Source organism: Methylobacterium sp. WL6 (genome assembly GCF_008040095.1).
Taxonomy (GTDB): Bacteria; Pseudomonadota; Alphaproteobacteria; order Rhizobiales; family Beijerinckiaceae; genus Methylobacterium.
Genome location: NZ_VRVH01000056.1, coordinates 1 through 22,435, shown reverse-complemented (window position 1 = coordinate 22,435; position 22,435 = coordinate 1). Strand labels below are relative to the sequence as shown.

General features: G+C 66.6%; 31 protein-coding genes. 19 read left to right on the top strand and 12 right to left on the bottom strand.

Features of this window, described 5'->3' with window-relative positions; all coding sequences use genetic code 11:
- The 5 genes from FV230_RS29560 to FV230_RS10555 form a co-directional block, all read left to right on the top strand.
- Positions 1-358, top strand: a 358-nt coding sequence (locus FV230_RS29560; protein ID WP_187275463.1) for a hypothetical protein, incomplete at its 5' end; no start/stop codon positions are given.
- 124 nt (positions 359-482) lie between these two features.
- Entirely contained in the window at positions 483-1,025 is a 543-nt protein-coding gene (locus tag FV230_RS30695; RefSeq protein ID WP_246694821.1) for a hypothetical protein, read from the top strand.
- A gap of 22 nt (positions 1,026-1,047) precedes the next feature.
- A complete protein-coding gene (locus FV230_RS30690; RefSeq protein WP_246694820.1) occupies positions 1,048-1,407 on the top strand; it encodes a hypothetical protein in 360 nt (119 codons plus the stop codon).
- Positions 1,404-1,718, top strand: a complete 315-nt coding sequence (locus FV230_RS10560) for a hypothetical protein (RefSeq protein WP_147842342.1) — start codon at positions 1,404-1,406, stop codon at positions 1,716-1,718. The genes FV230_RS30690 and FV230_RS10560 overlap by 4 nt, the downstream gene beginning before the upstream one ends.
- A 77-nt stretch (positions 1,719-1,795) precedes the next feature.
- Positions 1,796-2,443: a hypothetical protein gene (locus FV230_RS10555; protein ID WP_147842341.1), complete on the top strand. Its 648-nt coding sequence runs from the start codon at positions 1,796-1,798 to the stop codon at positions 2,441-2,443.
- Between the two features lie 831 nt (positions 2,444-3,274).
- Here the strand turns inward: FV230_RS10555 and FV230_RS10550 are convergent.
- From FV230_RS10550 to FV230_RS10530, 6 genes are all read right to left on the bottom strand, one after another.
- Positions 3,275-3,466 (bottom strand): hypothetical protein, encoded by a 192-nt coding sequence (locus tag FV230_RS10550; protein WP_147842340.1) that lies wholly within the window; start codon positions 3,464-3,466, stop codon positions 3,275-3,277.
- 471 nt (positions 3,467-3,937) lie between these two features.
- On the bottom strand, positions 3,938-4,135 hold the full coding sequence (locus tag FV230_RS10545; protein WP_147842339.1) for a hypothetical protein: 198 nt from the start codon (positions 4,133-4,135) through the stop codon (positions 3,938-3,940).
- 57 nt (positions 4,136-4,192) lie between these two features.
- A complete protein-coding gene (locus tag FV230_RS29555) occupies positions 4,193-4,366 on the bottom strand; it encodes a hypothetical protein (protein WP_187275462.1) in 174 nt (57 codons plus the stop codon).
- Positions 4,367-4,440: 74 nt separating this feature from the next.
- Positions 4,441-5,213, bottom strand: a protein-coding gene (locus tag FV230_RS10540; RefSeq protein ID WP_147842346.1) for an IS5 family transposase whose coding sequence is annotated in 2 segments (ribosomal slippage) — positions 4,441-4,895 and positions 4,895-5,213 — 774 coding nt in all. Because the reading frame shifts where the segments join, the coding sequence is not laid out codon by codon here.
- Positions 5,214-5,671: 458 nt separating this feature from the next.
- Positions 5,672-6,556, bottom strand: a complete 885-nt coding sequence (locus tag FV230_RS10535) for a LysR family transcriptional regulator (RefSeq protein ID WP_147842338.1) — start codon at positions 6,554-6,556, stop codon at positions 5,672-5,674.
- Between the two features lie 27 nt (positions 6,557-6,583).
- Positions 6,584-6,778, bottom strand: coding sequence for a hypothetical protein (locus FV230_RS10530; RefSeq protein ID WP_147842337.1), 195 nt, complete (start codon positions 6,776-6,778; stop codon positions 6,584-6,586).
- Here FV230_RS10530 and FV230_RS10525 point away from each other — a divergent pair.
- From FV230_RS10525 to FV230_RS10500, 6 genes are all read left to right on the top strand, one after another.
- Positions 6,777-8,195 (top strand): MFS transporter, encoded by a 1,419-nt coding sequence (locus tag FV230_RS10525; protein ID WP_246694819.1) that lies wholly within the window; start codon positions 6,777-6,779, stop codon positions 8,193-8,195. The two genes, FV230_RS10530 and FV230_RS10525, sit on opposite strands and share 2 nt — an antisense overlap.
- A gap of 77 nt (positions 8,196-8,272) precedes the next feature.
- A complete protein-coding gene (locus tag FV230_RS10520) occupies positions 8,273-9,130 on the top strand; it encodes an amidohydrolase family protein (protein WP_147842336.1) in 858 nt (285 codons plus the stop codon).
- A gap of 98 nt (positions 9,131-9,228) precedes the next feature.
- Positions 9,229-10,350, top strand: a complete 1,122-nt coding sequence (locus FV230_RS10515) for a molybdopterin-dependent oxidoreductase (protein WP_246694818.1) — start codon at positions 9,229-9,231, stop codon at positions 10,348-10,350.
- Between the two features lie 12 nt (positions 10,351-10,362).
- A complete protein-coding gene (locus tag FV230_RS10510) occupies positions 10,363-10,707 on the top strand; it encodes a cytochrome c (RefSeq protein ID WP_147842334.1) in 345 nt (114 codons plus the stop codon).
- 389 nt (positions 10,708-11,096) lie between these two features.
- A complete protein-coding gene (locus FV230_RS10505; protein ID WP_147842344.1) occupies positions 11,097-12,164 on the top strand; it encodes a YeiH family protein in 1,068 nt (355 codons plus the stop codon).
- 201 nt (positions 12,165-12,365) lie between these two features.
- Positions 12,366-13,508: a GAD-like domain-containing protein gene (locus FV230_RS10500; protein WP_147842333.1), complete on the top strand. Its 1,143-nt coding sequence runs from the start codon at positions 12,366-12,368 to the stop codon at positions 13,506-13,508.
- A 523-nt stretch (positions 13,509-14,031) separates the two neighbouring features.
- Here the strand turns inward: FV230_RS10500 and FV230_RS10495 are convergent.
- Positions 14,032-14,484 (bottom strand): immunity 50 family protein, encoded by a 453-nt coding sequence (locus tag FV230_RS10495; protein ID WP_246694817.1) that lies wholly within the window; start codon positions 14,482-14,484, stop codon positions 14,032-14,034.
- 308 nt (positions 14,485-14,792) lie between these two features.
- On the opposite strand from FV230_RS10495, the gene FV230_RS10490 reads away from it, so the two are divergent.
- Entirely contained in the window at positions 14,793-15,263 is a 471-nt protein-coding gene (locus FV230_RS10490; RefSeq protein WP_147842332.1) for a hypothetical protein, read from the top strand.
- A 48-nt stretch (positions 15,264-15,311) separates the two neighbouring features.
- On the opposite strand, the gene FV230_RS10485 is transcribed toward FV230_RS10490, so the two are convergent.
- Positions 15,312-15,800, bottom strand: coding sequence for a hypothetical protein (locus tag FV230_RS10485; protein WP_147842331.1), 489 nt, complete (start codon positions 15,798-15,800; stop codon positions 15,312-15,314).
- A 98-nt stretch (positions 15,801-15,898) separates the two neighbouring features.
- Positions 15,899-16,276 carry a hypothetical protein gene (locus FV230_RS10480; protein ID WP_147842330.1) on the bottom strand — a complete coding sequence of 126 codons (378 nt, stop codon included), beginning with the start codon at positions 16,274-16,276 and terminating at the stop codon, positions 15,899-15,901.
- A 212-nt stretch (positions 16,277-16,488) separates the two neighbouring features.
- Here FV230_RS10480 and FV230_RS10475 point away from each other — a divergent pair, with 212 nt between their 5' ends.
- Positions 16,489-17,562 carry a DUF1963 domain-containing protein gene (locus FV230_RS10475; protein ID WP_147842329.1) on the top strand — a complete coding sequence of 358 codons (1,074 nt, stop codon included), beginning with the start codon at positions 16,489-16,491 and terminating at the stop codon, positions 17,560-17,562.
- A gap of 15 nt (positions 17,563-17,577) precedes the next feature.
- Entirely contained in the window at positions 17,578-18,048 is a 471-nt protein-coding gene (locus FV230_RS10470; RefSeq protein WP_147842328.1) for a hypothetical protein, read from the top strand.
- 49 nt (positions 18,049-18,097) lie between these two features.
- Here FV230_RS10470 and FV230_RS10465 read toward each other — a convergent pair whose 3' ends face one another.
- Positions 18,098-18,913 (bottom strand): hypothetical protein, encoded by an 816-nt coding sequence (locus tag FV230_RS10465; protein WP_147842327.1) that lies wholly within the window; start codon positions 18,911-18,913, stop codon positions 18,098-18,100.
- Positions 18,914-19,046: 133 nt separating this feature from the next.
- On the opposite strand from FV230_RS10465, the gene FV230_RS10460 reads away from it, so the two are divergent.
- From FV230_RS10460 to FV230_RS10450, 3 genes are all read left to right on the top strand, one after another.
- Entirely contained in the window at positions 19,047-19,322 is a 276-nt protein-coding gene (locus tag FV230_RS10460; RefSeq protein ID WP_147842326.1) for a hypothetical protein, read from the top strand.
- 85 nt (positions 19,323-19,407) lie between these two features.
- Positions 19,408-19,995, top strand: coding sequence for a DUF6714 family protein (locus FV230_RS10455; protein WP_147842325.1), 588 nt, complete (start codon positions 19,408-19,410; stop codon positions 19,993-19,995).
- A 165-nt stretch (positions 19,996-20,160) separates the two neighbouring features.
- A complete protein-coding gene (locus FV230_RS10450; protein ID WP_147842324.1) occupies positions 20,161-20,718 on the top strand; it encodes a hypothetical protein in 558 nt (185 codons plus the stop codon).
- 106 nt (positions 20,719-20,824) lie between these two features.
- On the opposite strand, the gene FV230_RS31355 is transcribed toward FV230_RS10450, so the two are convergent.
- Both FV230_RS31355 and FV230_RS31350 read right to left on the bottom strand, forming a co-directional pair.
- Positions 20,825-21,052 carry a sigma factor-like helix-turn-helix DNA-binding protein gene (locus FV230_RS31355; protein WP_348642128.1) on the bottom strand — a complete coding sequence of 76 codons (228 nt, stop codon included), beginning with the start codon at positions 21,050-21,052 and terminating at the stop codon, positions 20,825-20,827.
- Positions 21,053-21,076: 24 nt separating this feature from the next.
- The gene (locus FV230_RS31350) at positions 21,077-21,325 is read right to left on the bottom strand and encodes a sigma factor (RefSeq protein ID WP_348642127.1); all 249 of its coding nucleotides are present in this window, start codon (positions 21,323-21,325) and stop codon (positions 21,077-21,079) included.
- Between the two features lie 425 nt (positions 21,326-21,750).
- Here FV230_RS31350 and FV230_RS10440 point away from each other — a divergent pair, with 425 nt between their 5' ends.
- Complete coding sequence (locus tag FV230_RS10440) at positions 21,751-22,047, top strand: hypothetical protein (RefSeq protein ID WP_147842323.1); 297 nt, start codon at positions 21,751-21,753, stop codon at positions 22,045-22,047.
- Positions 22,048-22,079: 32 nt separating this feature from the next.
- Entirely contained in the window at positions 22,080-22,310 is a 231-nt protein-coding gene (locus FV230_RS10435) for a hypothetical protein (RefSeq protein WP_147842322.1), read from the top strand.
- The last annotated feature ends 125 nt before the right edge of the window (positions 22,311-22,435 follow it).

The following is a 22,435-nucleotide window of genomic DNA, read 5'->3' as shown; positions in this document are numbered from 1 at the left end:
GTTCCCGACCCCGTCCGTTACCCCCGTCGACGTCGCACCGCCCCGTTCCGCCGCGCAGCGCGGTGCAGCCGCCAAGCGCGCCCACGCCGATCGAGTCCGTGCGAGCCGCGACCGCGCCAAGGTGCGCGCGCATGCCGACTGGTCAATCGTACAGGCGATGCTCGACCTCCAAGCCGAACATCGCCCCGCAGTCGGCGAAGGGATCGCGCGCGCGATCTGCCTCCATGACGTCGCCCGGCGCGCCAAGAGCACGATGATCGCGATCGGCTACACCTCCGGCGACGCCGGACGCGCGATCTGCGCTCGCATCGATCCCCGCCAGCAGGGCGCGGCACCGGTGGCCGTCACCGCCTCTTGACCGCCGCCCTTGCCGCGGGCATCGCGCGCGGGTAAGCTTGATTCGTTCATCGCCAGTGGCGAGGGGCGATCGCAACTGGGGGCCCGTGCCGAGAGGCCGGGCCCTTCCTTTTCGGGGGCACCGCGTGACAGGCCTCGCCGTCCGCATCGACGTCGCCGGCGCCGTCCGTGACGCCCAGCGCGCCTTCGAGGAACTCGGCGCCTCGCGGTTCCCGCGGGCCGTGCAGTTCGCCCTGACGGGCGTCGCGATCGACGGCGTGAACCGTTGGCGCCGCGCCGTCGACACGGTGTTCGACCATCCGAACCAAGCGACCCGCGACGGCGTGCGATACACCGTCGACAAGGACCTGCTGGGCAAGGTCACCAGCGTCGGCGAGGCCAAGGCCGACGTGTTCATCATGGACATGCAGTCCGCATGGCTCAAGTATTCGTTCGGCAATACTGGCAACGAGCGCCGTCCGGGTGACGTTGGCGTGGAGGCTTACTTCGGCGACCAGTCCACGCTCAAGGTCCCGAACCCGAGGGGCATTGCCCATTCGGGCCTGGGCAAGCCCGGGGCGGGCAACAAGGTCCCGGCGGCCGACGCCAAGGCGATCGCGCGCATGGCCGCGGCCGGGTACACGCGCAACACGGGCGGGCCCGGCGCGACGCGCGGATCGGCGCGGTAGGGCGTGTTCGAGGTCAAGGCCGGTGACGCCGCCCTCCGCAGGGAGCTTCATCGACCATCCCGGCATCTGGGCGCGCTCGCCCCGCGTGGTCGCCGGCGTGGGGCGCAAGCGCGTCGCCCGGGCGGTCAAGGCGGGCAAGCGCGAGATGCCGACGACGACGTTCACGCGCCGGGACCAGACCACGGTCACCGTGCCCCGGGTGGTGAACAACGACGTGCCACGGCTGCTCTACCTGTCGATAGACGAGGCGCACTACGAGCCCGTGGCCACGCCGTCCTGGGAGCGGTGCATGGACGAGGCGGCGGCCACGATGGCCGATAGGCTGGCGGCCGAACTGATCGATCGCCTGGAGCGCATGGCGAGCAAGGGGAGCAGGCGATGAGGACCAGGTACGAGAGGATCCACGATCCGTTCGGGGGCAGCCTTGTCCACGAGATCGTGGCGTTCGACGACTTCGCCGCCGCGTTCGACGCCAGCCTGATCAGGCTCGGCGTCGACCCGGCTCACCCGGCCCTGGACGACGTGCGAACGCGCCTGTTCCAGAAGGCCCACGTCGTGCGGTGCTCGACGTGGGGCCACGTCTACCGTGCCGACCACGCTCGGCACGACCTACGTGAGACGCTCGCGAGCCTAGGCGTGTCCGAGGCCCGCATGCCCTCGCTCGATGCCGAGCCGGTCGCAGGTAGGCAGTAGCTATGGCCCGCGCGCCCCGCCTGGACCCCGGCGACGTCCCCGCCCTGGTCGCCGAGACCCTGCGGTCGCCTCGCCGTATGCTGCACACGAGCCCGCACCTCACCGAGCGCGACGTCACCGAACTCTGGCAGGCGGCGAACGTCGCGCCGGGCGACGCGATCGGCCCGCTGACGTTCGTTAGGCACTGGATGGCCTGGAAGGCGGGCCGGTCGGGGTTGCCGTACCACGTCCTCGACACGACGAAGGTCGTCAAGGCGGCCGCGCTCGTCGCTCATGCAGTGGCCCATGGAATCGTGCGGGTCAGCACCGACCTGTACGTCACCCGCCTCTCCCCAGGCGAGCGCATGTACGAGCGCGCGGACGGCGGTGGACGCCGCGTCCTGCCGCCGAACCGCGGGCGTCGCACGTGTGAAGAGGTAAGGACCGCGCACGCCAATCTTGTAGGCCCGACGGCCCGCGACCTTCTCGATCGTCTGTCCAGCCAGCCTGGTACGATCCCCGCGTCATGGAGCGCATGCGGTGTTGTGCCCTCCAATGATGCGCTTACGCCGCTTGCCGATGCCCCTGTTCAGCTAGGCGGCCTGACGTGGACGCTGGACGTCCAACGCCAGGTCCTCTGGCTGACCCTCCTCCGGCACGAGGACGCCCTGCGGGGAGCGCCGCCGCCGGTCGCTCTGCAAGAGGACGATGCGGCCGCGCTCGCCACGATCGGCATGCCCGCATGACGCTACCCTGGTACGCCTGGCTGCACGCGGGCTGGCTCGTCGTGACCGCCGGGGCAATCTTGCTCGCGTACAGGCTGGAGGGCCACGACGTTGAGCGGGAGCGCCGGGACAAGGCGCGTCCCTAAACAGGGACATCGCCCCGCGGGTGAGGGGAACGTGCCGGTCGATGGGGTCGCCGAGCCCTGTCCGGGCCACCCCACCCCCTGGTGGGGTCCCCTAGATGAAGACTGGAAGCCGTGGTGGCCGCCATAGACCTAGCATCGTCCTGCCAGCAATTGCTGGCGACTGCGAGAACCTCGACGCTTAAAGGCGCACACCCGGCATCCGGGACCAGTTGTAGGGCAACCAGCAATTTACATGTGGGACGCACAACAGGGGCGGGCTGACCAGGGTCGACAACTATACGTAAGTCAGGTCGTCCAACGCACCAGCAGCCAGAGTGCAGGGGGTACGCTTGAGCAGTCGTCTACTAGCCAATCTCGCGATGTCGAAATAGCAGTAACCCGTCATGAGAAACTTTCCGGAAGTTCGTTGAAGCGAATCTGCCCATGACGTAGTAACGATGCCGCGAGGCCTCTAGCTCCAGTAGTAGACTTACGCCGCAGCTACCATGTCCCGGATCGCCTGCTTGCCCCTATCATCAAGCGCGCTCGCTTCTAGGTCGTCGAAGATCATTACGCCGGTGTCGTCCTGCATCGCCCCGATGCCGGTCACGATGCGGCCGACGTGGCTGACCTGCTTGTCGTGGTAGGGCCCGAGGAAGGCAGCCCGGGTGTACTTCGGACCGCGATTGATCGGTTCATAGTAGACCCCGTGAGCGAGATTGTCCCGTCACGAAGTGTCCGTGAGCATCGCGACCATCTCCGGCCCGTCGCGCGGCACGAGGTTCTCCGCGAGCGCGAAATCGGCGAACTCCTGCAGGGTTTCCCTGAGGGCGAGGTCCGCCAACGGAAGCTCCGCGAGCTGGTTGACGAACTCGCCGAACGTGACCGGCACCGCCGAGACGCAGTGCGCCGCGGCCATGTCGGCGACCTCCCGAGAGATTGCCTGTCAGCTCCGTCCGGACGTCAGCGAGACAGGAAGCTTCCTTTCCAACCGGGCAGGCGGTCGACGATCGTTTGGCAATGGCGGGCCAACTGACTTGGGTTGGGTAGCGATCCGAGCTTGGTCTCCACGAAGACCGCCAGCGGGTCTTGGGCAACCAGTCCGTCCCGCACGCAGTGGGCGCCGTGTACTTGCTGCGAGAAGCGGGGGCCCACCGTGACCTCCTTCGCGCACAGCGCCCGCACCCCCCCACAGCTTTGGCGATGCCTCGTAGAGCATCCGCACAATCACCATAACGTGGTTCGTGAACAGATTTTCGGTCTGGTGGTAGTGCGGAAACTTCGTCACCTGCGACATGCCGCTGAAACCCGATCCGGTGATGCTAGGCCGATGTGGACCGCCGCCGAGGAAAGGCCAGGGTTCGAGTCAAGCCGGGATCGGCCGCCGTCCTCAAAGATCACCGTCCTGTTTCGTTACGTACTTCACGCGGGTCGACCGTTCGACAAGCTTTTTACGCAGCGTCTTGGTCGTCATGTCCTCTCGGTGATGGTCTACGCCCCGCACCAAGTCCGGTTTCAGGCGAGGAAGGATCTGGTCGACCCTGAGGGCACCACCCTCGGGGATGATCCCGCGGATCTTGAAGATCATCCGATCCCAGTATTCCTCCGCCTGGTCGCGTTGCAGCCGCGCCTCCGACCGGGTTGCCTATCCCCTGAGCACCGCAAGCTCGTTTTCCGCAGCGTCGAGCCGAACCAGCGCTTCGTCTAAAATCTCGTTCGATGCCGCGCGTTCCGCGGCCAACGCCTCTCGCACGCCCGCCAGCGCTTGGGCCGCGTCGGTCCGCGCAGCCTCCCAAAGCTCGCCCACCACCGCCAGCATCCGGGCTTGCATCGCTCCGGGAGCTTGCCCATTCAAGCGTCGGGCGATACGACAGCTCAGACTTTTAGGGTCTGTCATCGCTTGAGCCAATCGAGGGTGGCTGCGAGGGAGAGGACGCCCATGAAGCTGGCGGCGGTCTTCTCGTATCGGGTAGCGATGGCGCGCCATTCCTTGAGCCTGGCCCAGAGCCGCTCGACCTGATTGCGGTTATTGTAGTTGCAGTCTGGGCAGGCGACGGGCGCCTCGTGGCGCTGGGGCGGGATCGCGGGCCGCGCACCCATGTCCCAAATGTGCTCCTGAAAGGCGCGGCTGGTGTAGCCCCGGTCTCCGACGACCCACTTGGGCACACCTAGAAGCTGGTCGAGGAGTGTAACCGCATGGGGCAGTTCGTGGGCCTGACCGGGCGCCAGCTGGAACGCGATGGCGCGGCCCTGTCCGTCGGCGATCACGCACGCCTCATAGCCATAGCCGCCACGCGAGCGGCCAAGAGCTTCACGATGATCTCGCTCGGCCCCAGATCCCCCCTTTTGGCAGGCCCCGCCGCCTTTTGAGGGTGTGCCCGCACATTGGTGCCGTCGAGGAACACCAGCCCGAGCTGAACGCCGCGCTCCTGCACGAGGCTGAGAAGGCGCTCCCAGACGCCAGCACGCGACCAGCGGATGAAAATCCGCGCCGCCCGCCACCAGGGACCCAATTCCTCCGGAACGGCCCGCCTCTTGGCCCCGTTCTGATGCCGCCAGAGGATCGCCGAGAGCGTGCGTTGCAGATCCTGCTGGGGCGTCTTGGCCTTGGGCCGGCAGGCCTCAACCAGGGGCTCCAATTCAGACCATTGCGCATCGCTCAGCATCGTCTCTACCGACTCAAAGAGATGAAAACGCAAGCCCAGCCAATCCGTTCAGGCGACGACAGGACCTAGTTCCGAGCAGGGGACCGCCCTTGCGGTTCGACCCGCCCTACTTCAGGAGCGGGATAACCGCCCGGAGCGAGACGCGCTTGCCCTGTCCCCTGAGCGCGTCCGTTGCCTCGTACACCTCTGGCCTCGTCGGCATGGGCCCCCTCCGTAATGGACGGAAAGATCATCGACGCCGTCAATTTTCGCTCGCCCGGGTTGGTAGCAGGTCGTCGGTCGCGCTACCCGCTACCGTCTTTACGGAGTCGCATGTTGCGGGCGTACGACCGCCCCCTTCCGACAGACACGCACGCCCCTGTCGAGAACCTGAATGGCGTCGGCCACGCGATCCGACATGTAAGACCTTGTTGGCCCGGCACGGGGCCTAAACACACCGTGCCTACCCCTTCTGCCGGTTATATCTGGATCAACCGCTCGAATGCGATCGTCGCTGGATTGGCCAGCCGCCCGGGGACCGATAATCGCCACAGCGTCCGTTCCATGCGCAGGCGATGGATGGGTACGACGATCAACGTGCGTAGCGTGATCTGGTCACGGATCGCAGCCGCCGAGGTTATCGCCACGCCGAGCCCGCTCGCCACCAATTGCTTGATCGCCTCCGTGCTGCCGATCTCCAAGCTCCGGACGGGGCGGATTCCGTTGTTCCGTAGAACCTCCGCAACGATTTCCCGCGTGCCGGAACCCGGCTCCCGACAGATGAACGTCTCGGCGTTCAGACGGGCGGTATCGACCGGCTCGATCTCGCGGGCGAAGGCGTGCTCGGGCGATGTGATCAGCACCATCTCGTCCGTGAGCCACGCTTCGCTGACGATGCCCGGCTCGTCGACGGGACCCTCGACAAGGGCGACATCGATGGCATGTTCGAGCAACAGTGTAGCGATCGCACGCGTGTTGGCGCTGACGATGCTGATCTCGACCCCTGGATGAGCCTTGTAGAAACTACCGAGATAGCTGGGAATCATGTATGTGGCGATCGTGGTACTTGCGCCGATCCGCAGAATGCCCTCGCCCAATTCGCGAAGGGATCGCAACTCCTCCTCGGCAGCCCGCTCCATGGCGAACAACGACTTCGCGTACCGCAGCAACGCTTCTCCCTCGCGGGTGACGCGTACGCCACGGGGACCACGGTCGAGCAATCGACATCCGACCTGCAGTTCGAAGTCTCGAACCCCTCGCGAGATCGCAGGCTGGCTGACGTTCAGATCGTCGGCGGCGCGCGAGAAACTGCCGGTTTGTGCCACGGAAGCGAACAGGCGGAGGAGATGGAGGTTCAGGGCCATAACAATGGGCTATAGGGTAAAAGAGAATTATATTTGCATGCTTTGCGTCGAAAAGGGAAGGGTTTGCCTATCGACATCGGCAAAATTAGAAAAATGATGCACATCGGCATGGCGCTCTATCCGGTGCAAGTTCGGAGCCGCCAGCCGCTCGACAATGACCGATGAGGTCGCTCTGCCGATGCCACGGTGATCGATCAGCCAGTCCAGGGAGAGATACGCCATGCAACTCGCGAGCGCCCCCCCGATCGAGATGGGGATCGAACTCACCGCTTCCGGACGCGCCGCGGCAGCGGCGGCGACCACCGATATCGCCGGTCGGCTCGAACGGCTGCCGATGTCCGGCTACCAGCGCAAGGTCTTCGCGATCATCGCCTCGGCATGGCTGGTCGACCAGGTGGACGTGGCGCTGTTGACCTTCCTGCTCGGCTCGATCGTCGTCGCGTTCGGGCTTACGCCGACGGAGGCCGGTCAACTCGCCGCCATGACGTTCGCCGGTCAGCTGGTCGGGAACGTGATCGCGGGGACGGCCTCCGACAAGTTCGGACGCAAGACCGTATTCCAGGTTACCATGCTCGTCTGGGGGTTCGCCAGCCTCGCGGCGGCGGCGGCCTGGAGCCTCACGGCCTTGATGGTCTGCCGCTTCCTGATCGGGGTCGGCGTCGGCGGCGAGGCGCCGGTGGCCCAAGCGATGGTTTCGGAGATCGTGCCAGCGAACGTGCGCGGCAAGTACATAGCCTTCATGGAGGGCTTCTGGGCGATCGGTTACGTCCTGTCGGGGGCGATCAGTTTCTTCGTGCTGCCATACCTCGGTTGGCGCTGGGCGTTCGTCATCGTGGGACTGCTCTCGATGGTGGTCCTCCTGGTCCGCCGCTCCATGCCCGAATCCCCGCGATGGCTCGCGGACAACGGGCGTCACGCCGAGGCGGACGCGGTGATGTCGATGATGGAGCGCGAGGTCGAGCGAGCCACCGGGAAACCTCTCCCCCCCGTGGCACCCATGATCACGGCCGTCGCCGCTCCGGTCGCGCACCAGAACCCCATCCTGACGCTCTTCTCGGCCGAGTACCGCCTGCGTACGGTGATGGCCTTCGGCATGTGGTTCTTCGCCTTGATCGGCTTCTTCGGCCTCAATTCCTGGATCGCGGTCCTTCTCAAGGAACGCGGCTTCTCGATCGTCGGGTCGGTGGGCTTCGTCACCCTGATCACCATCGGCGGCATCCCGGGCTTCTTCACCGCGGCCTTGATGCTGGAGAGGATCGGACGCAAGCCGACGACCGCGATCTATCTCGTCTGCGCCGCGGTGGCGGCGTACGCCTACGGCAACGCCGTCGACCAGACATGGCTGTTCGTTACGGGCTTCGTGATGCAGTTCTTCATGTTCGGCATGTGGAGCTGCCTGTATGCCTACACGCCGGAGCTCTACCCTACCCGGGCACGAGCGACCGGCGCGGGCTTCGCCTCGGCCTTCGGGCGGATCGGCGCCATCCTCGGCCCGATGATCGTCCCGGTCCTGGTGCGCGACTACGGTCCCGCGACGGCGTTCCAGGTCGGTGCGGGTGGCTTCCTCATCGCCGCGGTGCTCGTCCTGACCCTGGGCGTCGAGACCCGTGGCAAGGTCCTGGAAGCCGTCTCGCACTGAACCGAAAGCGCCGGCACGCGTCTCGCCCCCGTGCCGGTGCTTCACCCACACCCCTCGCGATACCCTGGAGCACCAGAATGCCCATCGTGGACATGCGTAGCCGTCCGACCTTCCTGCATGCCTTCTTCGGCGCCGAGCCGGACACGCCCTCCTACGGCGTGGTGCGGTGGCTCAACGAGCGCGTCGGTACGAGGGAGATCGATCATTTCACCCGCGGCATGACCATCGAAGGCTTCCGTTCGGAGATGGATGGGGCGGGGATCGATGTCGCAATCATGGTGGCTCGTTCGGTGCCGGACGTCCGGGTTTCGAACGATGAACTGGCGTCCGTCGCCCGCCACGACCCCAAGCGACTCATCGGCATCGCTTCCGTCGATCCGATCGAGCTCGGCCGGGATGCCGCCGTTGCCGAGGCGAGGCGTGCCGTGACGGAACTCGGTTTCAAGGCCATCAACCTCGATGCCGGCTTCTACGCGGAGGGGATGCGGGCCGACGACGAGCGCCTGATGCCGCTCTACGAGCTCGCTCAGGAACTGCGGGTCCCGGCCTTCGTGATGTCGGGTCCAACCACGCCCGACCTGCGCCTGAACGATCCCTTGGCCGTCGACCGCGTCGCCAAGACCTTCCCGAAGCTGCCGCTTGTCTGCTGCCATGGGTTCTACCCGCACGTCGCGGAGATGGTCACGGTGGCCTTCCGGAACGAGAACGTGTTCGTGTCGCCGGACATGTACACGTTCTCGGCGGGCGGGCGGCTCTACGTCGAGGCCGCCAACGGGCCGCTGAGGGACCAGTTCCTGTTCGGCTCCTCGTTCCCGTTCCGACCGATGCGCCAGGGCGTCGAGGATTTCCGGCAGCTCGGCCTTTCGGACGAGGCTCTCGACGCGGCCCTGTGGCGCAATGCCGATCGTCTCCTCGGACTCGGCCTGTCCGCCTGAAGCGACCATGACCGGAACGACGAAGGGGGAGACCCGATATGCTGAGACGTGACGTCCTTTTCGGCGCAGGTGCTTTGGCACTTGCGGGGCGCAGCGCGATGGCCGCGGAGACCATCCTCCCGTTCGGCAACGGTGAGCGGCCGCTCGTAGCCTATCCCGGCAAGCGTCCGCTCCTGCAGATGACGGCGCGGCCGCCGCAACTGGAGACACCGTTCGCCGTGTTCGATGAGGGCGCGATCACGCCGAACGACGCCTTCTTCGTGCGATACCACCTCGCCGACATCCCCACCGAGATCGACCCGGAGGCGTTCCGCCTGGACGTGAAGGGCCATGTCGACCGGCCGGCCTCCTTCTCGCTCGCCGATCTCAGGGGTATGCCGACGACCGAGATCGTGGCGGTCAACCAATGCTCGGGCAATTCGCGCGGCTACTTCGAGCCACGCATGGCCGGAGGCCAGCTCGCCAACGGTGCCATGGGCTGCGCCTCGTGGACCGGTGTGCCGCTCAAGGCCGTCCTCGACAGGGCCGGGGTGAGGGCAGGGGCCGTGCAGGTCTCCTTCGAGGGTCTCGACGGGCCGGTCCTTCCCGACACGCCCGACTTCGCCAAGGCGCTCGACCTCGACCATGCCCGAGACGGGGAGGTGATGCTCGCGTTCGCGATGAACGGGCAGGACCTGCCCTGGCTCAACGGCTTCCCGCTGCGCCTCGTGGTACCGGGCCATTACGGCACCTACTGGGTGAAGCACCTCAACGCCGTCACCGTCCTCGACAAGCCGTACGAGGGCTTCTGGATGAAGACGGCCTACCGCATCCCGGACAACGCCTGTGCCTGCACCGAACCCGGCAAGGCGCCCGAGAGGACCGTGCCGATCGGCCGTTTCAACGTCCGCTCCTTCTTGACCAATCTCGTCGACGGGGCGCGGGTGAGGGTCGGTCGCACGGTCCTGCGCGGCATCGCCTTCGACGGGGGCTCGGGGATCCGCTCGGTCGCGGTCTCGACCGACGACGGTCGGAGCTGGACGGAGGCGGGTCTCGGTCGGGACCACGGCCGCTACGCCTTCCGTCCCTGGACGCATGAGATCGAACTGCCGGCCGGGGCGCACGCGATCCGGGTACGGGCGACCGCCAACGACGGCGGCACGCAGCCGATGGAGCTGCGTTGGAACCCGGCCGGGTACATGCGCAACGTGATCGAGACCACCCGCGTCACGGTGGCCTGAGGGATGACCGACATGATCCTGATCCCCGTATGCCTTCGCACGACCCAGGCACTGGCCTTAGCTACGACGTTGTCGCTGGCATCGGCCGGCGCATCCGCCGCCCCGAGGAACTACGAACTGCCCGAACCGACCGCCCAGCTGCGTGCGCCGAAGGACCCCGCGCATCGGGCGGGCTTCGAGGCGGCGCAGGGGAACTGCATGGCCTGCCACTCGGTGGATTACGTCGCCATGCAGCCGCCCGGGAAAGGCGCGACGTTCTGGGAGACCGAGGTCACCAAGATGCGCAAGGTCTACCACGCGCCGGTCGACGAGGCCGACGGCCGGGCCATCGCCGCCTATCTCGCGGCCACCTACTGACGTCGCGCCTTGGCCTCCCGCGCACAGATGCCTCGGGGACACGCCCAGCCACCCGGGACGCGGTCGACGGGTCCCTCCATGGGGACGGTCCGGAGGTATGTCGCATACGGTTCGCGGTGGGACGGCGCCGAGACCTGACGGGACTCGGCGATCAGAACACGTCCTCGGGCCGATCCTCAAGGGCTCCGCGGCCCAGGGGGCACTCTTGGGATCTCAGGCGATACCGCGTCGGGCGACCGCGCGCGGGAAACGATGCCGATGCCGGCGAATGGGCCGGGTGGGCCGCGAAGGCTGCCCCTGGGTTCGGGCGATCAGAAATCTCATCTCCGCAGTGGTCGGCCGCGGCGACCGCATCCTTCCGACGAACTCCGGGGACTTGCTTGGGCGCGATCGAATCCCCGAGGAACGCGGATGGGACGAAACGGGGCAACGCGGGTCTCCCGAACGTCCTTCCCGGAGTGGGCGCGTGCCTCGGCGTCTCCCTGTTCGCCGTCGCCGCACAAGCGGTGGAGGAACGCCTCCTCGGCCATCCCTACGTCGAGGCTCTCGTACTCGCGATCCTGCTGGGTACGGCCTTGCGCACGGCTTGGGAACCTGGGCCGAGCTTCCGCCCCGGCATCGCGTTTTGCGCCAAGCAGTTGCTGGAGGTCGCGGTCGTCCTGCTCGGCGCGTCGCTGAGCCTCGGGGCGATCCTCGCCTCGGGGCCGGCGTTGCTCGCCGGCATCGTGGGAACGGTCGTCGTCGGCATCGCTGCCGGCGTCGGCATCTGCCTGGCGCTCGGGCTACCCGTACGCATGGCGATCCTGGTGGCCTGCGGCAACGCGATCTGCGGCAACTCCGCCATCGCCGCCGTGGCCCCCGTGATCGGCGCCCAGGCCCGGGATATCGCCGCGGCCATCGCCTTCACCGCCGTCCTGGGCGTTCTCATGGTGCTCGGACTCCCGTTGTTCGTGCCTCTGGCTGGCATGAGCGAGCATCAGTACGGGGTGCTGGCGGGTCTCACCGTCTATGCCGTTCCCCAGGTGTTGGCAGCGACGGTACCGGTCGGCCTCGCGGCCACGCAGGTCGGCACCTTGGTCAAGCTGGTGCGGGTCCTGATGCTCGGGCCGGTGGTGCTTGTGTGCTCCCTGGTGGCCGCCCGCCTACCGTCGGACGGGGCGGCGGGGACTCGGGATGCGGTCCGGCCCGGACTCGCCAAGCTCGTGCCCTGGTTCATCGTTGGGTTCCTGGCGTTGGCCACCCTGCGGTCCCTTGGGCTGATCCCCGACCCAGCTGTCCAACCTCTTCGACAACTCGCAGGCTTGCTGACCGTGCTGTCGATGGCCGCTTTGGGTCTCGGCGTCGACGTCCGTGTCCTCGTTCGCGTGGGGGGCCGCGTCACCTTGGCGGTACTCGGCTCGCTCGCCCTGCTCGTTGCCGTCAGCTTGGTGCTGATACGCCTACTCGGCATCGATTGACCCGTTCCGCATCGGAAACTCCGTCTCCGTTGCCAGGGACCGCATCGACGAGATGCGACTGCCTCGTTCCATTTGCCAAGGGATCTTCCCGACGCAATCGAGGCGAATGCCAGAATGGTTTTCAGGCACCACGGAGGCCACGGAATGCCTTTTTTGCGGTAAGCTGCGACAACGCACGCGTGACCGACCGATAGGCACACGATGACGGACGGAATCGAACTCGCGCCTTTCGCTGTGACGCATCCGCCGAGATCAAGCGCCCGGCCGATAGCGTCACCGACAGGCGACCTGCCGGCAGCGCTCGCCGAACTGTGGCGCACTTACGGGCCTGGCCCCTACGGCGCCCGGCTCCTCCGACTCGTCGACCCGGGGCTGTGGCAACCCGTCCTTGACCGCTGGATCGTCACGCCGCCTAACGAGACGCGCCGCGTGCCGATCGCCCTGACGCCCTTCGGCACGATCCTGTACCATCGCCAGCTCACTGCAACGGACGAGGACGTCGCCGTGCTCGACCCCGTGGAGCGCAGTACGGCGGTGCTGAGCTGGGACCTCACCGCGTTCTTCAACGAAACGCTCGCCGACCCCGAAGCGCTCGAAGCGCTCGTCCCCTTTCGGAGACTGCACGCGGCCCTCGACACCGTGGGACCGTTAGGCCCGAGCGAGGTCTACGAGGTCGACCAGACGCTGCTCCCCGTGGGGATCCTCAAGATCATCCGCACCGATGCATTGGCGCTGCACACGCGCCTGCGCGATGCGGTCGACCTCGCCGCTATGCCCGATGCACCGCCCGCCGAGAACCTGGCGGTCGCCATGCCCCCTGAGCACCGCGCGACCTTTGCGGACGTCGCAGCGGATGCGCACGGGGTCGGCGGACTGTACCTGTCGGTCTACTTCGACGACCGCCGCCTGCTTGCGCTGGAACCCAGCGGCGATTCCACCACCGGCCACTACCGCCTGTTGTTCTGGCGCAACCACCGCAAGACCGGTGCGCCGCACGAGGTACGGTCCTACGACGGCAGCTATGAGATCGTCGAGGAGGGAGGCGACACCCGAGTGCGCCTTGCCATCGCCCTACGGGACGACTCGCTGGGCAGCGATGACAACGACGCCGACCTCATGGTGATGCGGGGCGGCGGGACGCGTTGGCTGCTGCGTGCCTGCAACCTCAAGGATATCGCCCAGCGTATCGGGCGCGATGGCGGGATGGGGCGTTCGGAGTACCATTTCCGCGCCGCACGGCTCGACGCGCCATTGCCCGATGCTTCCTCGGACGGTGTGCCGGCCCCGCCGCACACCGAACTCCCGGCGGCTCTACGCTCGCTGCTGCGCGGCGCCTCGACGTGACGGCATTGCGGTACCGCGGATCGATCTTTCCGGGATAGAAGACATTAGGCCGCTGCTGGCATGTCACGACGTACGCCCCGGCGCCTGCGTGCCGGGACGGTGGAGGGTGGACGGCACCGTCGATGACCGCCACCGGACCTGCTCGCTCCAGGCCCCGTTCGCAGCGCACCCGACCGCCGCCGTGATCCACCTGCGCGCGCCTCGTTGAAGTAGCCATGTTGGATCTGCCGAGGTCGCACCTACAACATTTCGAAGGTTGAGCGGAGGTTCGAGCGGGACGTCCACACGCACCGTCCAGCGCTTGCCCCGGACGGCGCGCACTTGCTCGCGTTCGGCCCGCCATAACGGGTGCGGACTGTGCACACGGCCGCGCCGAACAAGATGGAGTATCGCGGCGGGCGGTAGTCCGGATCCAGGGAAATTGTGGGCATTTTCGATGCGACTTGTTACCGAAAGCGGCATTGGCTCGTCGTTGAAAAGCGGGCGTTGGACCTCCGGGAGCGAGACTTCCGAGCACCGATCCTCAACGAAAGGGATCGATGCTCAAGCGCACCCAGCGCGCGAAGATAGATCCCTCCAAACCGTAACTGGTCTCGAAGCTCACCTCGATATCGCCGCTAGTCGGTCCCCCGCAGTTGCCAAAGCCGGGCGGCGCAGCCTCGACCCGCCGAATGCCGAGCTCCAGCAGGATCGCTGCGGCGTTGCCGACAAGATGCACGCCGGTCACGTCAGACAAGTGAAGTGTCACGATCGCATGCTTGTCGAGCACCAAAGCGCCCTTCGCATCCACTGCGTCCGTCATGCGGAAGGTCCGAAGCGCCATCAACGTAGCGCCTCTCATCACCTCAATGCGATCGAGTTCCGCATCATGGAAGGACGGCACGAAGCCGAACCAATCCATGACCGCCCGTCCACCCGGGAGGGCAGCGAACAACTCCATTTCGGTGGACCAGGATGTGCCGTCTGAATTCATCATCGCGCCGATCCCGGATCCCTCGACTCAATATCCCGTGAGTGTTCCGAGATTAAAATTCAGCTTTTTTCACCTCGACCAAGCGTCCTCGGCCGCGGCCATCGTCGCCCGTGCCTGGTAAGGATGGGTCGAGGGACGCTGAAGCCACATCGGTCAAGTAACAGCTCGACCACGACGAGGGCCGGCCCGATGAGCGAAAGTGCAATGTGGCGTAGTCCCGTCGTCATAACGCGCGATCGCTGCTTCGAGAGGGCTGTCCCGCCCACCGCAGAGCTCCATCTCCAGTCAGGGGCGGCTCGGAGCCGAACGCCATGGCACCGTATGCAACCAGGGAGGCATTTGAGGGCCGCGACGTGTTCGTGGCCTTCTCGTCCGCGGCGAGATCCTCCTCGGCCGCAACGGTGGCCGCCTTGTTCGCCGCGGCGTTCGGCCTGCCGCCCACCCGCACGCTGACGGAGGAGACGCCGTTCCAGGCTCAGCTCGACGCTTGGGACAGTGACCATGTACTTGTCTACGCCCTCGCACCCGACGGCGACTTCCCCTTCATGGCGTCGATAAGGTTTTATCGACCCATCGATGTAGGGCAGTTCGCCTCGATGGCGCGGACCCACCACGTCACCATCGCCTACGCCGCCGATGAATGTCGCTCCTACGACGACACCTACCACATCGTCGACCGCTCGGGTACGCGGACGCGACAACTGTCTTTCGACGACACCGCCGACTCCTACGCCTGCAACATCGTCGGCGGCGGGCGCACCACAGAGGACTTGAAGTCATAACGGACGTTCGGATCGCCGCCCGGACGCTTGCCCCTGGCCGGCACGTCGCTACCAACCCCCATCGGCACGGACGATGGTCACGATAGGCTTCACGGTACAGACCACTTCGAGGCAAAGATCATCCGTCGCCACCATGTGGCTGTACGGATCGACGTCTCCGGTCTTGTCGAACACCAGGGGGCTCTCACGTGTCCATCCGTGGCCCCTGACCCGGAACGTCGTGCGAGCGGGGCGCGGGCGCTTGGCTGAAGCGTCCCAGAGCTCTAGTAATCCGTGCTCGTCGAGCACGCGGAACGCGACGACTCCGCGGAACGCGAAGCGGGCGACCCGTCCACCGCGGGGATCGGCGAACGTAGCCCGCAAGGTGCCGCCGAACGCTCGCGTCCCGCCTTCAGGATGGGACGGGCCTTCTTGCAGATCGGGTGGGAGAGGTGGAACCCGTGGGTCGAAGGCCAAGTCGACGAGGTCCAAGCCATCGTTCTGGACCTGGGTCGGCCACGGGGCGAACTCGACGTCGGGTATGCCGGGATCGCTCATTCACCCATCCGCGGCGACCGCGCTTGCTTCAAACCGGGTGGCCATGCGCTCATGTCGATTCGCGCGGCCTCGTCCCGACAAGCCGACGACCCATGGCTTCACGTCCCACCCTCGTCGTCGGGCTCCGACGTGCGTACCGGGACGAGGGGGCCGCCCGACAGCGCCTCAATGTGAAGCGTCGCGCCCGGGAACCGATAACCGCAGCAGTGCGCCGGTGCCCTGGGGTTCCCTTGGTGCCAGAACAGGACGAGCCGAACACCGTTGGGATAGGGGTATAGGTCGTTGATCTCGGCGTCGCCGCTCTCGACCTCGAAGGCGCCGACGATCTCGTCGTTCCGGATGATGCACCGCGCCCCGGCGATGACGATGCGCGCTGGTGGCATCGTTTCGTTGGAGGAGAAGGAGAACTCGTCGACCTCGATGACGAGTCCGGTCTCCTGGGCGACGAACCTGCTTACGAAGGCGTCGTGGAACATCTTGCCTCCCCGAACGGAGGATACGGCCTCGTGGACGTACCGATGGCTGTTGCTCCGGAAGGGCGGATGGGCAACCCCATATCGGTCACCGCTCCCTTGTGACACACATCCCGGGAGGCGTCGCCGTCCAAAGAATTCGGTTTCGCCGGACACCGATCGGCTCGCGACGACCGTACGTCAGACGGGCGACGGACTTTTACTTCAGGGACACGGTGATCGGCACTGCCTGGGAGGCCAAGATGTTCGGCGGCGTCGCAGAAGCCCGACAGGTACTGCGGGATCGGGGCTTTGATGCCCAGGAGACTGATCTGCTGGTCGGGGCGCTGATCCCGAGCTTCGGGTTCGAGCCCATAACCGGCGAAGGCCCCATCGGCGGTACGCGGTTCGGGGGCACCCCCGATCTTCCGCCCGGGACGGCGTGGCCGCGCCCGCCCGCGGCCGAGGACCCCGAAGTTATCGCCGGCCGCGGGGACGACGAGGCGACCGTCCGCATGCGCGAGCACATGGCCCTGGGGCTGCCGTACGCGTTCCTTGCCCAGGTGGACTTGGTCGAGGCCGCGTTCTTCGACCTCCCCGCTTCGGGCCTCCCGGGCGATGGTCGGCTGCTGTTCTTCTACGATCTCGCCGTCGGTCCCTGGGAGACCGGCACGCGCACCGCCCGTGTCATCTGGGATCCCACTCCACGGGATGCGCTCGTCCGGACGTCCATGCCGAGCGACCTCGACGCGGCGGCGGCGCGCGAGTTCGCGCAGATCGCCGCGCTCCATTCTCGATACGATGACGCGAGCGTGCCCGCCGGTGAGCAGGGCACGACCTACGGAGGTCCTGCTTGCGCGATGAGGCTGAGGCCATCCCTACGGTTCGACGACCGCACGGTCGACAGGAGAGTGTTACCCGGACTAAGGGCCCCCCATGGAGGCACGAACGAGGGGTTCGAGCGCTTCTGGAACCGTTACCAAGATCTGTACCCCGGTTGCCTCCCCGAACGGTATGGAGTTCACCGCCAGCAACTCCTCGGCAGCCCGGACCCGGTACAGGGCGACCCGCTCCACGACGCCGTCGCGGTCTCGGACTTTGGCGCGCAGTTCCTCGACGGGGATGCGTGGCGGAATCACGGGCAGGAGATCAAGGAGCGGACGGTCGATTGGCGACTGCTGCTGCAGGTCGATCTCGGGGACTGGATGAACGATCGCTACATGGAGGGGACCGTCTACTTCGTGATCCGCGCGTCCGACCTTGCGGAGCGGCGTTTCGAGGGCGTGGTGGCCGTCTATCAACAGACCTGACCGAGGGCTTCGGACATGACGCGGCGTTACCGCATCTTCGCCGACTACCATCAGTTTTACCTGTGGGATCATGGGGTCAGTCCGGACGCGCCGACTGACTACACGGAGGAGGACACCCTGCGCCGGATCAAAACAGTGCCGTACGTGGTGGTGGTCCAGCCCGAGCGGGACATGGAAGTGCCCGTGGAGGTCGAAGTGACGAACCATCCGGCGTGCCTCGACCTCGACGCATGGGACCACGTGGTGGAGGCCAGCCTCGACCTTCCGTCCGGCAGGCTGGAGATCCACGAATGCACCGGGGGGTCGGTCGACGTCCTGACCGTTACGCCGGGCACGTATCGGGTTAGGGCTTACCATGGCGGTCTGGGTACGCTGAGCGAGGACCGCCTCGACGGGGACGACCACTATCGGATCGTGCTCTGGCTCGACGCCTTCACGGACGTCACCGTGCTCAAGCAATATGTCGATCCGCACATCGGGGCATGAGCGACCTCCTCGCTTTTGTCGAGGGCGCCCCGGCGATGCCGGATCACCACTACCGCGGCGGGTCGCCGAACAACGCAACGAGGCGCTCCCGAACATCGGCTGGCTCGTCGATCCAGTACGCGAAGCGCAGGAGCTGGTGCCATAACGTGCGTCGCTCCCCACTCGCCGCGACGTGATCCAGAAGCTCGTGGCCGATCATGTCCTCGATCGGCCCCGCCGACAGTCCGTCCAGGACACCGTCGGGAAGGTCGGCGCCGTCGAGGATCGCCTCGACGAGCGGGATCTTCGCTCGCGTGTCCCGGCTATCGTAGAAGACGTCCCGTGCCCAGGCGTGTCGATACCGGGCGTTCGGACCGGCTTCGTGGTGCGCGACGTAGCCGCGACGGAAGTCTGCCGCCGTCGCCGCGACGATGCCAGACACCGTAGGTCCCCAGGCCCCGTCGACGAGAAGCGCCACCGGTCGTGGCACACTTTCTTCCGAAAGCCACGGCGTGTCCCAATCATAGAGAACGCAACGAGCGCTAATGACCGGCGCCTCCCGTACGGCTCCGCGTTGCATGAAGCGTCCTCGCGTGGCGCTGGGGGAGCGGATCGTCCAGGTCGTGGCGTGCACGCCGATCTCGCGCCACCGGGGCGGCTTGGCGTTCGCGAGCTCCGTCGCGTACGGGATGTGCGGGTACTCGGAGACGACGTCCGGTACGAACGCCGCGTCGATCCGGAGTGACAGGACAGAGTAGCACCTGCTGTTGCCGGCCTCGTGCATGATGAAAGTATCGACGCGGCGTTCGCCCCGCTCCTCGCCCCCAAGGTGGTTCGGATCGCCATGTGGAAAGTAATCGAGCAGGAGTTGCCGTGCAGCGTGCATTTCCCACTCTTCGACCGGACGCGGGTCTATCGAGATGATCTATGTGACCTTGCGGTCGCGTCGCGTCCTGGATGACACGAACCAGGATGGAGACGATCCGCCGGTTGGGATGAGCCGTCGTACCCTATAGACGATGGAAGAGGCGGCGATAGAATTTACGCTCACCTTTTGCAGGCCGTTCAAGGTACCGGTGGGAAACCATATCGACTACCTCGGCCTCGGCAAGTGGTCGTACCCGATCCCCGGCACCGATCGCGTAGAGATCGGTCTGGACGACGCGCACAACAGCTACGCGCGCGATACGGGCGGGATGCGCGGCACGCGTTGGCGCGTCTTGCGCGTCGAGGCATCGGTGGGTGAAGACGTTTGGGCGCATCGTCTGGTCGTCACCCTGCTCGACACGGCCTGACCAGAGGCCAGTGTCGAACCGGCGTGTTCGCTCCGCCCGAACTCACGCTGCCCCATGACCTTGTAGACCTCGGAGGCACGCGGTGTTGGATGATGACGAGGACGTCGGTCCGGACCTCTCCGCAGCGCGGGACGCCCTCCTTGCGGAGTTCCTGCGGGTGTTCCCCACTCGCCGACCCGAGCCGTTTCCCCCGCTCGTAGACAACCTGCATAGTAGCGACGCGGTCCAAGCCGCCGCGGCCTTCGCCGAGGCGCGGGATTGGACGTCCCTGGACGGCGAGTGGCTCCACGCCGTACCGAACACCGACAACGGTCTGACGACGGCCCGCTGCTTCTTGTCGAACGCGGCTCTACGCTTCTACCTGCCGGCCTATCTGACTGCGTCGCTCAAGCTTCAGCTCGATCCGATGCACACCGTCACGTTGGGCTTCGACGTGAGGACCCGCGACGCATTGATCGACGAGGCGCGCCCCGAGCGTGGCTCCTGGGGAGCATACGCCCGGACGCGCTGGGCGGACCTGACACCAGGGCAGGTCCGCGCGGTCGCGCGCTTCATGGAATGGCACGTGGCGTTGGACGAACGATGTATTGAGGTAACCAGGGGGCTGAGCCGGCACCGCGACACGGCCGAGGCTTTGGCCTACTACTGGGCGCCCCGCGCCGCCGGGTTCTGACGATAAGGCACGCGATGACCTCGTCGCGGCGAGCCGAACGCAACGTCGGCTCCACCGGCAAACCCTCGCTAGGGGAGGACGCTGCATGACCTACGCGCAAGAGATGGCAGACCGCCTCTGGCTTCGCTCCCCCTGCCGGACGAGTTCGACGCCCTGTTCGACTGGGTGGAGGCCAACGGCTTCTTCATGTCGAGCCAAGCTTACCCCGGCGACAGGCTCGGACTGCTCGGCAGCCCTGACGACGTGGATGCCGAGCGCGTCACGCCGGTCCTCTTCAGGGTAGCGACGCCTGAACAGGCCCGCGATTATGCGGGCAGCTGGTGCGGACATAAGGTACCAAGCATCGAGAACCGGCTTGTGCCGTTCGCGCGGACCGGCGGTGACGGTTCCCACGCGGCTTTCTGGCTTGACGACACCGGAAACCGGCACATCGTCCACCTCGGTTCCGAAGGGCAGGCCTGCCTGCTCGGCCGGACCCCGCTCGATTTCCTACGGTTGCTGGCCATCGGCTATGAGGAACTCAGCGGAGATTGCCTGGACGTGCCGAAGAAGCCCCCGCGCGTGAGCGGTCGCAACGCGGCGTACCGGGCTTGGCTAACTCACCGGTACGCCATCACGATCCCGGACAACGCAGCCGAAATCCTTGGCCAACCGCCCGCTGTTCTGGCTGAGACGTCGAACGACCCGTTCTGGCGCTGGGTGCGGGAGATGCAAGGGGATTGAACGTAGAGATTGGTCCCCTGCAGGAATTCGGGGGGGCGATCATCGGACCGCCGTCGCCAATGTCCCTCAATGGCTGCGGTTACGACCATAGAATGACGGACATCCGTCATCCCGGCATCGCCGCCAGCATTCTCGCATCGACCCCGAGGCCATCGGCTGCGTCCATCCTGAGATAGCCCAACAGGAACGCCCTGGCCCGACTGACACGGCTCTTCATCGTACCGACGGCGATACCGCAGATCCGCGCGGCCTTTTCGTAGGAGAGGCTTTGCACCCCCACAAGCAGGAGCGCCTCCCTGTGCGCGTCCGGCAGATGATTCAGGGCCGAACGCAACTCGCCGACCTCGACGCGTGGGTCCTAGGCCGGAAGCGTCGCCAGGCGTCCGGCGTGCATGCCATCGACGTCCTCGACCTCCCGCTTCCGCTGCTCGGAGTAGAACAGGTTGCGCAGGATGGTGAACAGCCAGGCCTGCAGGGTCGTACCGGGTTTGAAACCCTCCGCCTTGTCCCAGGCGCGGACCACCGTGTCCTGCACGAGGTCGTCCGCGCGATTGGCGTCGCGGGTGAGCGCAACGGCGAAGCGCCTGAGCGCCGGCAGGGCCGCCATGAGACCGTCGCGGATAACATCCGCCGGCGAGGGTACGGACCGCGCCTCCATCGCACGTTCGAGGCGCCGGAGCGCGTCGCCGATGTCGGACGGAAAGGCGTCCGGCGGTACGTCGAACGCCGTGCTCAGGCATTCGCTTAGGCGGGCGAGTTGTTCCGGGCGCAGACCGCCCCCGGAACGCCCGCGTCGGGCGATCGTCCGTTCCGTCGTGGAAGGGTTCGGCATCGGCGGCTCCTCTTTCACCGGGGGTGGATCACGACCGCCACCGGACGGGGTACTCGCGGCGATGTGAATGCCAGGTGATCCATGCACCCCCCGACCCCGCCGAAAAGATCGTTCCGTCGCCCGATTGCAACCACGGTTCCACTTCTCCGGCACCACAATCGGACGGCTCTCTGCAGGCATACGAAGTAGAGGAGCCGCCGATGTCCGACCGAAACCTACCGTTCTCGACCCCCGTCTCGACCGTCGGCCTCGCCGGCTTTCCGGACAGCCTCTCCTCCGTCGCGCAGGCGCGTCGCGCCGTCGAGGACGCGAGGCTGCCGGTGGTTCGGTCGCGCCATGCGTGGCTCGACGTCGCCAATGCTCTCGTCATGGCCGAGGCCGCGCGCAGCCCCGCGCTCATCGAGGCGGCCCGTGCAGCCCTGTGCCTCGCCGTCGCCGTCGAACGTCGCGGCACCCGGGTAGCCACGTCAGTCCGCCCCTGGGCGATTGCCGCCTGATCCCATACCAGCCAACCCCTTCGGAGCCGACCATGACCCAGCTTGTCGAACTGTGCGTGCGCGTGAAGGAGTACGAGAACGGCAATCCCTACATCATGCTTGAGCAGCAGGGCATGCCCGGTGCGCCGGCGGCTGACACGATGAAGCCGTTCGCCTTCGACCTGAAGCCCGGCATCCCCACCGCGGAGGTCGAGGCGTTGGTCGCCGAGATGCGCCGCGTGATCACGCACGTGCATTTCGAGGAGACGCCGGTCGTCCCGTAAGTGGGACCGTAAGGACGCGTCCTGCGTTGGCCCGGGGCCCGGTACGTCAACGCACCGCCGGCAGGAGGAGACCACCGCATGTCCGACACGCCCCGCCCCGGCGACGATCCCGCCCCGCCCATCGG

Excerpts from the sequence above, each read along its gene's own strand:
- FV230_RS10560 (WP_147842342.1), top strand. The coding sequence starts at position 1,404 with ATGAGGACCAGGTACGAGAGGATCCACGATCCGTTCGGGGGCAGCCTT.
- FV230_RS10555 (WP_147842341.1), top strand. The coding sequence starts at position 1,796 with ATGCTGCACACGAGCCCGCACCTCACCGAGCGCGACGTCACCGAACTC.
- FV230_RS10550 (WP_147842340.1), bottom strand. The coding sequence starts at position 3,466 with ATGGCCGCGGCGCACTGCGTCTCGGCGGTGCCGGTCACGTTCGGCGAG.
- FV230_RS10545 (WP_147842339.1), bottom strand. The coding sequence starts at position 4,135 with ATGATCTTCAAGATCCGCGGGATCATCCCCGAGGGTGGTGCCCTCAGG.
- FV230_RS29555 (WP_187275462.1), bottom strand. The coding sequence starts at position 4,366 with ATGCTGGCGGTGGTGGGCGAGCTTTGGGAGGCTGCGCGGACCGACGCG.
- FV230_RS10535 (WP_147842338.1), bottom strand. The coding sequence starts at position 6,556 with ATGGCCCTGAACCTCCATCTCCTCCGCCTGTTCGCTTCCGTGGCACAA.
- FV230_RS10525 (WP_246694819.1), top strand. The coding sequence starts at position 6,777 with ATGCAACTCGCGAGCGCCCCCCCGATCGAGATGGGGATCGAACTCACC.
- FV230_RS10530 (WP_147842337.1), bottom strand. The coding sequence starts at position 6,778 with ATGGCGTATCTCTCCCTGGACTGGCTGATCGATCACCGTGGCATCGGC.
- FV230_RS10520 (WP_147842336.1), top strand. The coding sequence starts at position 8,273 with ATGCCCATCGTGGACATGCGTAGCCGTCCGACCTTCCTGCATGCCTTC.
- FV230_RS10515 (WP_246694818.1), top strand. The coding sequence starts at position 9,229 with ATGGCCGCGGAGACCATCCTCCCGTTCGGCAACGGTGAGCGGCCGCTC.
- FV230_RS10510 (WP_147842334.1), top strand. The coding sequence starts at position 10,363 with ATGATCCTGATCCCCGTATGCCTTCGCACGACCCAGGCACTGGCCTTA.
- FV230_RS10500 (WP_147842333.1), top strand. The coding sequence starts at position 12,366 with ATGACGGACGGAATCGAACTCGCGCCTTTCGCTGTGACGCATCCGCCG.
- FV230_RS10495 (WP_246694817.1), bottom strand. The coding sequence starts at position 14,484 with ATGATGAATTCAGACGGCACATCCTGGTCCACCGAAATGGAGTTGTTC.
- FV230_RS10490 (WP_147842332.1), top strand. The coding sequence starts at position 14,793 with ATGGCACCGTATGCAACCAGGGAGGCATTTGAGGGCCGCGACGTGTTC.
- FV230_RS10485 (WP_147842331.1), bottom strand. The coding sequence starts at position 15,800 with ATGAGCGATCCCGGCATACCCGACGTCGAGTTCGCCCCGTGGCCGACC.
- FV230_RS10480 (WP_147842330.1), bottom strand. The coding sequence starts at position 16,276 with ATGTTCCACGACGCCTTCGTAAGCAGGTTCGTCGCCCAGGAGACCGGA.
- FV230_RS10470 (WP_147842328.1), top strand. The coding sequence starts at position 17,578 with ATGACGCGGCGTTACCGCATCTTCGCCGACTACCATCAGTTTTACCTG.
- FV230_RS10465 (WP_147842327.1), bottom strand. The coding sequence starts at position 18,913 with ATGCACGCTGCACGGCAACTCCTGCTCGATTACTTTCCACATGGCGAT.
- FV230_RS10460 (WP_147842326.1), top strand. The coding sequence starts at position 19,047 with ATGGAAGAGGCGGCGATAGAATTTACGCTCACCTTTTGCAGGCCGTTC.
- FV230_RS31350 (WP_348642127.1), bottom strand. The coding sequence starts at position 21,325 with ATGGCGGCCCTGCCGGCGCTCAGGCGCTTCGCCGTTGCGCTCACCCGC.
- FV230_RS10440 (WP_147842323.1), top strand. The coding sequence starts at position 21,751 with ATGTCCGACCGAAACCTACCGTTCTCGACCCCCGTCTCGACCGTCGGC.
- FV230_RS10435 (WP_147842322.1), top strand. The coding sequence starts at position 22,080 with ATGACCCAGCTTGTCGAACTGTGCGTGCGCGTGAAGGAGTACGAGAAC.